The 11,154-nt window shown below is 65.8% G+C and carries 16 protein-coding genes; 10 read left to right on the top strand and 6 right to left on the bottom strand.

Annotated elements, in window-relative coordinates; all coding sequences use genetic code 11:
* Positions 1-103: 103 nt before the first annotated feature.
* A complete protein-coding gene (locus WAX14_RS17635) occupies positions 104-1,144 on the top strand; it encodes an NAD(P)-dependent alcohol dehydrogenase (RefSeq protein WP_422629349.1) in 1,041 nt (346 codons plus the stop codon).
* A gap of 39 nt (positions 1,145-1,183) precedes the next feature.
* Here the strand turns inward: WAX14_RS17635 and WAX14_RS17640 are convergent, their stop codons facing one another.
* Together WAX14_RS17640 and WAX14_RS17645 are read right to left on the bottom strand one after the other, a co-directional pair.
* Complete coding sequence (locus WAX14_RS17640; protein WP_422629350.1) at positions 1,184-1,969, bottom strand: SigB/SigF/SigG family RNA polymerase sigma factor; 786 nt, start codon at positions 1,967-1,969, stop codon at positions 1,184-1,186.
* A complete protein-coding gene (locus tag WAX14_RS17645) occupies positions 1,966-2,400 on the bottom strand; it encodes an ATP-binding protein (RefSeq protein WP_422629351.1) in 435 nt (144 codons plus the stop codon). Before WAX14_RS17645 ends, WAX14_RS17640 begins: the two co-directional genes overlap by 4 nt.
* A gap of 124 nt (positions 2,401-2,524) precedes the next feature.
* Between WAX14_RS17645 and WAX14_RS17650 the strand changes: the two genes are divergently transcribed.
* Positions 2,525-3,235: a GAF and ANTAR domain-containing protein gene (locus WAX14_RS17650; protein WP_422629352.1), complete on the top strand. Its 711-nt coding sequence runs from the start codon at positions 2,525-2,527 to the stop codon at positions 3,233-3,235.
* Between the two features lie 284 nt (positions 3,236-3,519).
* Positions 3,520-3,849, top strand: coding sequence for an STAS domain-containing protein (locus WAX14_RS17655; RefSeq protein ID WP_422629353.1), 330 nt, complete (start codon positions 3,520-3,522; stop codon positions 3,847-3,849).
* 10 nt (positions 3,850-3,859) lie between these two features.
* Here WAX14_RS17655 and WAX14_RS17660 read toward each other — a convergent pair whose 3' ends face one another.
* Positions 3,860-4,195: a DUF2834 domain-containing protein gene (locus WAX14_RS17660; protein WP_422629354.1), complete on the bottom strand. Its 336-nt coding sequence runs from the start codon at positions 4,193-4,195 to the stop codon at positions 3,860-3,862.
* Positions 4,196-4,599: 404 nt separating this feature from the next.
* Here WAX14_RS17660 and WAX14_RS17665 point away from each other — a divergent pair, with 404 nt between their 5' ends.
* Both WAX14_RS17665 and WAX14_RS17670 read left to right on the top strand, forming a co-directional pair.
* Positions 4,600-4,941 carry a hypothetical protein gene (locus tag WAX14_RS17665; protein ID WP_422629355.1) on the top strand — a complete coding sequence of 114 codons (342 nt, stop codon included), beginning with the start codon at positions 4,600-4,602 and terminating at the stop codon, positions 4,939-4,941.
* Positions 4,925-5,908, top strand: coding sequence for a hypothetical protein (locus WAX14_RS17670; protein WP_422629356.1), 984 nt, complete (start codon positions 4,925-4,927; stop codon positions 5,906-5,908). Before WAX14_RS17665 ends, WAX14_RS17670 begins: the two co-directional genes overlap by 17 nt.
* A gap of 62 nt (positions 5,909-5,970) precedes the next feature.
* Here WAX14_RS17670 and WAX14_RS17675 read toward each other — a convergent pair whose 3' ends face one another.
* The 3 genes from WAX14_RS17675 to WAX14_RS17685 all read right to left on the bottom strand — a co-directional run bounded on the left by WAX14_RS17675 (position 5,971) and on the right by WAX14_RS17685 (position 8,824).
* Positions 5,971-8,109 carry a catalase gene (locus WAX14_RS17675; protein WP_422629357.1) on the bottom strand — a complete coding sequence of 713 codons (2,139 nt, stop codon included), beginning with the start codon at positions 8,107-8,109 and terminating at the stop codon, positions 5,971-5,973.
* Positions 8,110-8,211: 102 nt separating this feature from the next.
* Complete coding sequence (locus tag WAX14_RS17680; RefSeq protein WP_422629358.1) at positions 8,212-8,574, bottom strand: hypothetical protein; 363 nt, start codon at positions 8,572-8,574, stop codon at positions 8,212-8,214.
* Between the two features lie 7 nt (positions 8,575-8,581).
* A complete protein-coding gene (locus WAX14_RS17685) occupies positions 8,582-8,824 on the bottom strand; it encodes a hypothetical protein (RefSeq protein WP_422629359.1) in 243 nt (80 codons plus the stop codon).
* A gap of 215 nt (positions 8,825-9,039) precedes the next feature.
* Between WAX14_RS17685 and WAX14_RS17690 the strand changes: the two genes are divergently transcribed.
* From WAX14_RS17690 to WAX14_RS17710, 5 genes are all read left to right on the top strand, one after another.
* Positions 9,040-9,459 carry a DUF6292 family protein gene (locus WAX14_RS17690; protein ID WP_422629360.1) on the top strand — a complete coding sequence of 140 codons (420 nt, stop codon included), beginning with the start codon at positions 9,040-9,042 and terminating at the stop codon, positions 9,457-9,459.
* 59 nt (positions 9,460-9,518) lie between these two features.
* Positions 9,519-9,773 (top strand): DUF6480 family protein, encoded by a 255-nt coding sequence (locus tag WAX14_RS17695; protein ID WP_422629361.1) that lies wholly within the window; start codon positions 9,519-9,521, stop codon positions 9,771-9,773.
* Positions 9,774-9,866: 93 nt separating this feature from the next.
* Positions 9,867-10,112 carry a CsbD family protein gene (locus WAX14_RS17700; RefSeq protein WP_422629362.1) on the top strand — a complete coding sequence of 82 codons (246 nt, stop codon included), beginning with the start codon at positions 9,867-9,869 and terminating at the stop codon, positions 10,110-10,112.
* A 97-nt stretch (positions 10,113-10,209) separates the two neighbouring features.
* Positions 10,210-10,410: a hypothetical protein gene (locus WAX14_RS17705; protein WP_422629363.1), complete on the top strand. Its 201-nt coding sequence runs from the start codon at positions 10,210-10,212 to the stop codon at positions 10,408-10,410.
* Positions 10,411-10,545: 135 nt separating this feature from the next.
* Complete coding sequence (locus tag WAX14_RS17710) at positions 10,546-11,088, top strand: Dps family protein (RefSeq protein ID WP_422629364.1); 543 nt, start codon at positions 10,546-10,548, stop codon at positions 11,086-11,088.
* Positions 11,089-11,154: the final 66 nt, after the last annotated feature.

Consider the following 11,154-nt stretch of genomic DNA (forward strand, 5'->3'; position numbering starts at 1 on the left):
GCAGTAGCACCGGCGGTCACCGGGCGGCCGAAGACCCGACGCGCATCCGCGGACAGCCCCCGCGGGTGCGCGTCGTCGTCTGCGCGGGTGTAGGCATGACGGTATGACTTCCGTCGCCGCCTACGCCGCTCCCGCCGCCGATACACCGCTCACCAAGATCACCATCGAGCGTCGTGATCCGGGCCCGCTCGATGTGCTCATCCGGATCGAATACGCGGGAATCTGCCACTCCGACATCCACACCGCCCGCAACGAGTGGGGCCGAACCCGATACCCGCTCGTACCGGGACACGAGATCGTCGGCATCGTCGAGGCCGTCGGCTCCGACGTCACCAAGCATGCGGTGGGAGACCGCGTCGGCGTCGGCTGCTTCGTGGCATCCTGCCGCGACTGCGACTCGTGCACCACCGGCGCGGAACAGCACTGCGAGAACCGCGTCACCGCCACATACAACGCGATCGGACCCGACGGCCAGGTCACCCAGGGCGGATACTCGACGCACATCGTCGTCACCGAACACTTCGTGCTGACGGTGCCTGCCGACCTGGACCCGGCGGGCGCGGCACCGCTACTGTGCGCCGGAATCACCCTGTATTCCCCCCTGCGCCGATACGGTGCCGGGCCGGGTACCCGCGTCGCGATCATCGGGATGGGCGGACTCGGGCACGTCGGCGTGAAGATCGCCACCGCGCTCGGCGCCGAGGTCACCGTGCTCGGTCACTCCCTGTCGAAGAAGGACGACGGATTGCGCTTCGGTGCCGTCGACTACCGGGCGACGAGTGAGCCGGACCTGTTCAAGGAACTGCGCAACCGATTCGATCTGATTCTCAACACCGTGTCCGTCAACCTCGACATGGACAAGTACCTGTCGCTGCTGCGACTGAACGGCACCCTCGTCGAACTCGGCCTGCCGGAACACCCGCTGACCCTGCGCGCGTTCAGTCTCGGAACCAACAATCGGGCACTGGCCGGATCCAACGTCGGCGGTATCGGCGAGACGCAGGACATGCTTGACTTCTGCGCCGAGCACGGTATCGGCGCGGAAATCGAGTTGATCTCCGCCGAGCAGATCAACGATGCCTACGAGCGGGTGGTCGCCAGTGACGTCCGCTACCGGTTCGTCATCGACGCCGCGACGATCTGACGCTCGGCACAGCCGAGATCTGACGCTCGGCACAGCCGATCAGAACCGGTCGCCGAGTTGCTCACGCAACTGGGCAAGGGTCTTGGTGAGCAGTCGGGACACATGCATCTGGGAGACTCCGACCCGCTCGGCGATCTGCGTCTGCGTCATGTTCCCGAAGAACCGCAACACCACCACGGTGCGTTCGCGTTCGGGCAGTGCCTCGAGCAGCGGGCGCAGCGTCTCGTGGTTCTCGACCTCGGACAGCGCGGAATCGTAGTCGCCGAGCGTATCGGCGAGGGTCAGGCCCGCCCCGTCGGAATCGGTTCGGGTGCCGCGATCGACCGATATCGTCTGATAAGCGTTCCCCGCGACCAGGCCCTCGGCGACCTCCTCACGGTCCAAGCCCAGTTCGGCGGCCAATTCCGCGACCGTGGGCGCACGGCCGAGTCGCTGCGACAGTTCCCCCGTCGCCTTGTTCAGGGCGATGTGCAGTTCTTTCATCCGGCGCGGAACCCGCAACGACCATCCGGTGTCACGAAAGTGCCTGCGCACCTCACCCATGATGGTGGGGACGGCGAACGACACGAAATCCGATCCGCGCTCGCGATCGAAGCGGCTCACGGCGTTGACCAGGCCGAGCCGCGCAACCTGCACGAGGTCGTCCAGCGCTTCGCCACGCCCGTCGAATCGGCGTGCGATGTGTTCGGCCAGTGGCAGGCACCGTTCGACGATCTTCTCGCGCAGCGCCGTGCAGACCGGATCGTCTACACGGTGGCGGTCGATTTCGGTGAACAGTTCGACAACGTCGGCGTATTCGTCGGGGTCGCGCCTGTGCCCGGTCACCGAAGGGCACTTCCTTCGGTGACCGACAGGTCGATCGTGGTGACAGTGTCGCCGCTAGGTGTGTCGTCGACGCGCACATCCACCGAGTCGGCGAGCGAGTTGAGCACATGCCATCCGAAGGTCCGCGTAGATCCGCCGGATGGGGACGGCCGGGTCGTCGTGGACAGACTGATGCGTAGGGCAGGCGTGATCGCCTGGAACCGGCACGTCAATTCGGCTCCGTCGACGGCGCTCATGATCAGGCGGGTGGCGGCTTCGTCGACGGCGAGTTTCACGTCGGCGACCGCATCGAGATCGAAGTCGTGCTGCAGTGTGATCGCCGCCGCAACCGCGCGTAGCACCGGCAGTTGTCCTGGGTCGGCTCGGATGCGCAGTTCCACAATGGGATGCATATGTGCGCGGTCCGCGTCGATCGAAGCGGTCGTCGACATGAAGACCCGTCCCTTCCGTCGGATACTCGGACGATGCCGCCCCCGACGCGAGCCGGCATGTCCCTGCGGCGAGAATACCCACGAGGGTCGTAGTTGAATCACGACCGCGGAAAGGTGGATTCACATGAACGACCAGGACACACCTCAGGGGAGTGCTGCGGCGGTCTTCACGCGGCTGGCGGGAATTGTGTACGGCGCATCGGACTACGAGCAGATGTGCGCAGCGTTGTGTGTCGCCGCCACCTCGCTGGTACCCGGCTGCGACCGGGCGAGCCTGATGATCAAGCGAGGATCGACGATCCGCACCGTCGCGGCCGCCGACGATATCGCCCGCCGGATCGACGTTGCCGAACGAGAATTGGGTGAAGGCCCGTGCTGGGATGTGCTGCACCACGACAGCGCCGAACTCGATGCGGACCTGACCGTCCGGCCTCGCTGGCCCGCGTTGACGCAGTGGATTCTCGAATCGACACCGGTGCGGGGGGCTGCCGGATTTCGCCTGATGGTCGAGGGCGCGGATGTCGCCGCCCTCAATCTCTTCTCCGACACGCCGGGCGCGTTGACCGAGCAGTCGCTCGAATCGGGAGCTGTGCTCGCCGCGTTCGCATCGGTGGCGCTGACCGCGTGGACGCAGCGGGAACAGGCGACCACCCTGCGTCTCGGACTCGAGAGCAACCGCGAGATCGGAAAGGCGATCGGACTGCTCATGGCGATGCACGATGTCTCCGAGGAGCGGGCATTCGCGTTGCTCAGGGAAACGTCGCAGCGGATGAATCTGCGTCTGGCGGAGGTCGCGGCGCGAGTTGCCGGATCACTCGGGCCGAGCGACGGGTGAACCGGGGTGTGCGGCCCGGATGTGCGCGGGGTGGGTCTCGTGCCGTTGTGCACGTCGCTGCCGATAGCGTAGGCTGTGCGGAGGTTGAGCAGACAGCCTGGACCAGGAAGCATCGCAGGAGCGGGCGTCCATGGCAGGGCCCTTGTGCCTGCGATTCTTCCCATCTCTTCGATGGGAGTGCCATGACTGTTGTACCCAATACTGTTGTTCCCAATCTTCGCGCCGCTACACGTTGGGCGGCCCGGGCGGGGGCGCCCGATATGACATTCGCAGGGGCGCACTTCGTGACCGAGCGAGTCAGTGGCGATATGGTGCGGGTCGGCGTCCAGGGTGAAATCGACCTGCTCAATGCCCCCGCACTGCGCCGTTATGCGAGCGCGCAATTGCGTCCGTTCACCCGGTTGATTCTCGACCTGTCCGAACTCGAATTCATCGGTTCCGCAGGACTTTCGGTATTCGAAGGTGTCGAAGCACGAGCACATCAATGCGATGCGCGGTGGGCGCTGGTCGGCGGCCGGCCGGTGCAGCGGTTGTTGCTCGCAGCCGGAGAAACCCGGCCGCGCATGCATTCCTCGCTCGAGAGCGCGAGGGGAGCGCTTCGGCTCTCGGCATGATTTGAACGGGTCACCCTCGCGAGCCGGGCACCGGACGGCGAGGGCGGCCCGTTTCATGGGGCACCCGGTTCCCGACGGCAACGAAGTAGAAGAACAGGGGAAGTCCCGCAGACACCCCCGCCAGGCAGGTGGCGAGTGCCACCCACAGTGCATGCCCGGTGCTGATCCAGCCTGCGCCAAAGGCGGCCAGCAGTAGGACCAGAGCCGAGACCAGCACGTCGAGCCATGCGAACACGCCCAGTCGGGTCGCGGTGACCTCGTCGACGATCCGCGCGGGGTCGAATCCGTGCTCGATCAAGAACGGAACCAGCGCGGCGTACGGAACGGCGACGCCGACTACCGTCATCGCAGCAAACATGAACGCGAGATGCTTCTGCTGCACGGTGCTGCCCTTCTGATGACAGCGTTCACCGGGGTGGTGCCGCTGTGGTTCGCAAACATTCTGCACCACGGGCCGCAGGTGCGAGAGGAACTCGTCGATCGTGCGGGAGTAACGATCCGTGAGGACGGTGTGATTCGTGAGGGCAGTGCGATTTGTGAGGGCAGTGCGAACCGGTGTCGGCGGCGACCGTTTCGAAGATTCTGCACGCGAACATATTTCGTAAATTCCGCATCGTTGCCGCGGTGACCCTCGAGCGCGAGGGCACGGTTCACGACAGTGGTCGCAGCGAAAGCGCGGTCCGACACCGGGTGTTTGCGATACGGCCAATGGGGTATGCGCTGAGGGCCCGATTCGATCGGAGGTTCGGCATGGACGTGCTGGGCTGGGTCGTACTCGCAATTGTGATCGTCGTCGTCGTTGTGCTGCTGGTGGGGTGGTTGCTGACCCAGCGGCGGACACAGCACCGCCGCACGGAAGCTGCGCATCTCCGTACGCAGATCGAGGAACACGCGCCGGTCGCCGAACAGCGCGCGGCCGTCGCCGACGAGACCGCCGCCAAGGCCCGCCGGGCCACCGCGGAGGCCGACGAGAAGCAGGCTGAGGCCGCCCGACTGGAGAATCGCGCCAAGGTGCAGCAGGAAGAGGCCCGCTCGTCCCGCAGTGCGCTGGACGGCCTATCCGCCGGGAATCCCGGTGGTCGTGCCCGGTGAACTGATCGACGACGCCGTCGTCGATGCGCCGCCATTGCCCGTGCATGCGATCCGGGTACCGACGCGGCTGGCCGACGAGGTGCAGCCGGACGGATCGCTGAGTGTCGAAGGCGTGGACCGCGCAGCCAACGCGGTCGCGACGGCGCTCGAAGCGGCCTACCGCTACGAGGTGGACCGGCTGTTCCCGTTCGTGACCGCGGCGATCCGGGACGCGGAGAACCGGGACGCCGTGCTCGAGCGGATCGTGAAGGCATCCGGCGTCCGCCCCGAATACCTGTCCGGGGATCAGGAGGCGCGACTGACCTATCTGGCGGTGCATGCGTGGTACGGCTGGTCCGCGGGACGACTGCTCGTCCTCGACATCGGCGGTGGATCGATGGAACTGGCACTCGGGCGCAACACCGATCCGGACATCGCGTTGTCGCTTCCCCTCGGCGCGAACAGGCTGACGCGCCGCTATCTCGACAGCGACCCGCCCACACCGAAGGAACTCAAGCGGATGCGCCGGGATGTGCGGGACACGCTCGGCGACGCATCGGACCGATTGAAGTGGGAAGGCGATCCGCACGTCACCGTCGGCGCATCGAAGACGTTCAAGCAGTTGGCGCGGCTCACCGGGAGCCCGGCCCAGCGCAAGGGACCGTTCGTCACCCGCACGTTGCAACTCGACCAGCTCCACGGTGTGATCGACAAGCTTGCGGGGATGCCCGCGAAGGACCGGAGCGGCCTGTCCGGCGTGTCCGAATCGCGCGCACGGCAGGTGGTCGCCGGCGCGATCGTCGCCGAATGCGCAATGGTGGCATTGGGTTTGGAGAGCCTCGACATCAGCCCGTGGGCGTTGCGGGAAGGGATTGTCCTGCGGCACCTGTCGTCGATCACCGATGACTGCGACGCGCTGCCGCTACAGGTGCTGCCGCCCCGCCCACAGGAAGGTGCGACGGTGACCACGCTGCCGCAACAAATTTGAGACGCAACAGATTCGGGATCGGGGTGTCGCACCCTCCAGGTCGCTTCCGGTCAGGGGGAGTGTCACGCCGACACGGCGTCCACATCCCGATCCCACACCCGATGCTTCGCCAGGAGACCGGCGAACGTGTCGAAGAATTCGTCGGGCAGACTGTCTTCCGCGGCGGTCGAGGTCACCACACCGGCATGGGTGACGACGTCGGCGCCGTCGGCGACCTGGCAGTGCAGTCCAGCAGCGGGCAAGAGGTCCAGTCCGGCGCCGAACGCGGCAATCGGCTTGTTGTGCTTGAACGCCTCGGCAACGAAATGCAGGGTGTAGCCGTCACCGCGGAGAGCCTCGACCGATTCCGGACCGCACGGCACGACCACCGCGTCGTAGAGCACCGATGCCATCGTGGTGACCGCCCGGTCGACGGCGATTTCCCCGCCGGAACCGCCGGCGAGAACGCCGCCGCCCTTCGGAGCGAGCACCTCGACGATCGCCCCGCGTTCGGTGAGCGCGTCGACGAGCCGGCCGACTCCGGTGACATCAACGCCGTCCGCGGCGAGCACGGCGACCTTGCGGCTGACGATGCTGTTCATCGCCGTGTTCAGCTGCGACAGCGCGGGCGATGGGGCGGCGATGTCGACGACCGAGGATTCGGGTGGAGCGTCGAGGCCGAGTTCCGCGGCGACCTTGGATGCCAGATCATGATCGACCTTGTCGAGTTGCGCGACCACACGTTCGCGGACGTCGATGTCGGTGACCTTCCCGAGTTCGAAGCCGTATGCCGCGACGATGTGCTCGGCTTCGATCTCGGACATGCTGCGCCAGAACAGGCGGGGCTGGCTGTAGTGGTCGGTGAAGCTGTCGCTGCGGGCTCGCACGACGTGCCCCTCCACGCGCTTCGCATAGTGCGTGAACACTTCCTCGTCGGCCAGCGCGGGACAACCGCTGCCGAGTGAATTCTTGTGGTACGAGGCTTTTCCGCGCTGGATCGTGGGCTGGCTGTAACCGTCGTGCTGATGGGTACGCACTTCGGCGACGGGCCGGTTGACGGGTAGCTGCGAGAAGTTCGGGCCGCCCAGCCGAATCAACTGGGTGTCGAGATACGAGAAGTTCCGGGCCTGCAACAGTGGATCATTGGTGAAGTCGATGCCGGGCACCACATTCGCGGTGTGGAACGCGACCTGCTCGGTTTCGGCGAAGAAGTTGTCCGGGTTCCGGTCGAGCACCATGCGGCCGACGGGCTGCACCGGCACCTGCTCCTCCGGAATGATCTTCGTAGCGTCGAGAAGATCGAAATCGAATGCGTCTTCGTCCGACTCGGGGACCAACTGCACACCGAGTTCCCATTCGGGGAACTGCCCGGACTCGATGGCATCCCAGAGGTCACGGCGGTTGAAATCGGGGTCCTTGCCCGCGATCTTCTGGCACTCGTCCCACACCAGGGAGTGCGTGCCGAGCTTCGGGGTCCAGTGGAACTTGACGAACGTCCCGACGCCCTGCGCGTTGACGAACCGGAAGGTGTGGACACCGAAGCCCTGCATCATCCGGAAGCTGCGCGGTATCGCCCGGTCCGACATCAGCCACATCACCGTGTGCAACGTTTCCGGCTGCAGCGACACGAAATCCCAGAACGTGTCGTGGGCGGACTGCGCCTGCGGAATCTCGTTGTCCGGCTCCGGTTTCACCGCATGCACGAAATCCGGGAATTTGATGCCGTCCTGAATGAAGAAGACCGGGAAATTGTTGCCGACCAGATCGTAGTTGCCCTGCTCGGTGTAGAACTTCGTCGCGAAGCCGCGAACATCACGCACCGTGTCCGCAGAGCCGCGGGAGCCCGCCACGGTCGAAAACCGCACGAACACCGGGGTTCGCAGGCCGGGAGTGGTGAGGAAACGGGCGGCGGTGACGTCCGCGAGCCCGTCGTCGTACGGCTCGAAAAAACCGTACGCACCGGACCCGCGCGCATGCACGACCCGCTCGGGGATGCGTTCGTGGTCGAAATGGGTGATCTTCTCGCGCGCATGGAAGTCTTCGAGGAGCGTCGGCCCTCGATCTCCCACGGTGAGGGCATCGTCGTCGTGGTCGACGCGGACCCCCTGCTGGGTGGTCAGATAGCCGGAGTTCCGATCGACGCGGAACCTGTCGAGTTGTTCGTCCTTCGCATTGCGGTTCGCCGGCTCGTGTGCGGAGCCGTCGGGAGCGTTCTTCGGCATGCTGTCCTCCGTTCGGGTGCAACCGGCCCTGCCGGATGTCGCAGTGTGTCGGATGTCGAAGTGTGTGCACCACGACTACCCGCCGGCAGGGCCGGTGAATCGTCAGCTCACCAGGACACCGAACGAGAACATCAAGAACACGATCATCACGACAAGTAGCCCCCAGCCAACGCCCTGCCAGATCGGCCACGAACCGCCACGACGCCACACTCGATATGCCTGGAACAGCGCGCCCACACCACCGATCAGCAGAATCGCGGTGGGACCGATCGCGAGGATCTGCTTCGCGGGGGAGGTGCACACCGCGAACGATTCCTCGGCGCAGCGATCCCCGCCGACGGCAAGCCCCCACACCACCGCGACCGCCATCACGACCAGTGCCAGGGTGACGACGATGGCTGCATACCACACCGCCGACCGGAAGGTGGCCGGGTCGCGCCACCGCTTCTCGACGTCCTGCGTCATGGCGGGCTCAGCGGTGTTCGGCTCGGTCGGTGACGTCGGTCCGCCCGGTTTCCCGAGCGCAATGGGCGCAGCAGTACATGGTGCCGCCGGCCTCGACCCCGTGGCCCAAAATTCGGCAGTCACAGTGCGCGCACACCGGGGCCATCGCCTGTGCCGCGCATTCGAAACTGTCGAAGGTGCCGGTGGCGCCGTCGCGCGTCAGGGTGAATGTCTTGTCGTAGTCGTTTCCGCAGGTGTCGCACGTGGGCATGATGTTTCCTCCGTTTCCTCGTCACCGGCGAGTGCCCGTACGGATGCCCCACCAAACACTGCGCGCCGGACGGATACTGACAGGGCGTACGTACTGACAGGGTGCCCGGAAGCACGCGAGTGTGTCGGATTCGTCCGGTGCGGGTACTCCCGGTCGACGGATCTGGATGGGCGCCGGCCCTACGGAAAACACTGAGCTGATGTGAGGAGAGCGTGATGGTACGGCCGTCGGCGGAGGACGCGGTGGTCCGAGGGCTCACCCGCTATATCGGGCAAGTCGCTCACGCGCTGGGGGTTCCGGACGATCACTGGGCGGTGCGGGAAGACGGCACGGTGGAGGCCTATGTCGGCATCCCGGCACTGGAGTTGTATCCCGGCCGGGAGGCAGGGCTCGTGTGGACACCGGGCGAAGGATGGGCGCTGATCGTGGCGACCGGGTCGGGGGAGGACATGATCCTCGCGGGCTACCTCGGATCGGTGCGATTTCCGGCGCCGTCGGTGCTGGTGGCGGCCGCGGAGCGCCTCCGACGCGACGGCCGGGCGTTGCGAACGTCGCCGGCCGGCGGCACACGTGAGGATGCGCTGCGGGCCGCGGCAGACTACGGCGTCGCGGAAGGTGTCACGACCGCCGAGTGAGGGTACGCGGTGGCGACCAGCGACGAGCGTGGGCGACCCCAGCCCGGAAGGGAGAAGTGATGACCGTTCCCGATCCTGAGCGACACGGCAACACCGACCCGGACCCTGCCCTCACACCGGGTCTCGAACCCGGCGGCGGAGTGCCACCGGGGTCGACACCGCCCGAGTCGGCCGGCACATCGGGGCTGTCCGCCCCGGAACCGGACACGAGAAAGCGCTTTCCGACGACCGGCTGGATGACACTCGGGGCGGCCCTGGTGATCGTGATCGTGTTCGTCGCCGTCGTCATCGGCTTGATCGTTTCCATCGTGTGATGCCGGTCGCCGGATGGGTTGAATCCCACCGCCGCCGGGTAGTCGTCGATGGTCAGTGAACAGACCCGATCAGACCGGATAGGGAGAAATCGCATGGCAGACGACAAGAGTGGCCCGAGCGAAGGCGTCAAGGGCGTGGTCGAAGGCGTCAAGGGCAAGATCAAGGAAGCCGCAGGCGTCGTCACCGGTAACGACGATCTGACTCGTGAGGGTCGCGCGCAGCAGGACAAGGCGGACGACCAACGCGAGGTCGCCGAGAAGGAAGCGGCGGCCGAGAAGGCGCGAGGGAAGGCCGAGGCCGACGAAGCCCGGCAGCGCGGTCACCAGTCTCAACAGTAGCGTTCGGCAGCGAGGCCGCGTGAGTGTGGCCGGGCCCCACCGGGGCACCGGCCGCACCGCAAATTTCCGGAGCACGGATCACGAAAGGTGGCACAGCATGCGGATTCTCACTCTGATTGTGTTGATCTGGCTGATTGTCGGTGCGGTCGCGGCAGGACAACGGGGCTACTTCAGTAGTTCCGAACAGAACTGTGCCGGCGTTGCCACCGTCGTCGTTACTGTGATCGCGGGCCCGCTCAACTACTTCGGGGTCAATCCGAAGGTGACGGACTGCCAGTTGCCCGAACCGAGCAACTGATCGATGGTTGCCGGCCCCGGCGTACGGGTACGCGGCGATGTGTGAAACGGCAATGTGTGAAACGGCAATGTATGGAACAACGCGGCAATCGGTGAAACGCAGCCGAGTCGGATATTGCCGTCGAGAGGAGAAAACATGGGTAAGTTCACAGTTCCCGGTCTGAGCGATCAGGACGGCGGGCGCGTCGCGGAAATATTGCAGGAGCGACTCAGCGCCTACAACGATCTGCACCTGACCCTCAAGCACATACATTGGAACGTGGTCGGACCGAACTTCATCGGGGTGCACGAGATGATCGACCCCCAGGTCGAACTCGTGCGCGGATATGCCGACGATGCCGCCGAACGTATTGCGGCGCTGGGCGCCTCCCCGAAGGGCACGCCCGGAGCGATCGAGAAGCATCGCACGTGGGACGACTACTCCGTGGGACGCGACAGCGCGCAGGCGCATCTGGCGGCGCTCGACCTGGTGTACGACGGCCTGATCGAGGACAACCGTAAGGCGATCACGGAAGTGGGCAAGATCGATCCCATCACCGAGGACATGCTCATCGGGCAGACCGGCCAGCTCGAAAAGTTCCAGTGGTTTGTGCGCGCCCATCTCGAGAATGCGGCCGGCTCGCTCGCCAACGCCGGTGCGCCCACCGAACAGAAGGCTGCCGAGAAGGCACGTGCCTAGCTCATCACATTCCTTGTGCGGTGCCGTGCAAGGGAAATCACGATCACACACGAGAGGGCCGCACGC

The sequence above is a fragment of the Rhodococcus sp. (in: high G+C Gram-positive bacteria) genome (assembly GCF_049299235.1).
GTDB lineage: Bacteria > Actinomycetota > Actinomycetes > Mycobacteriales > Mycobacteriaceae > Rhodococcus.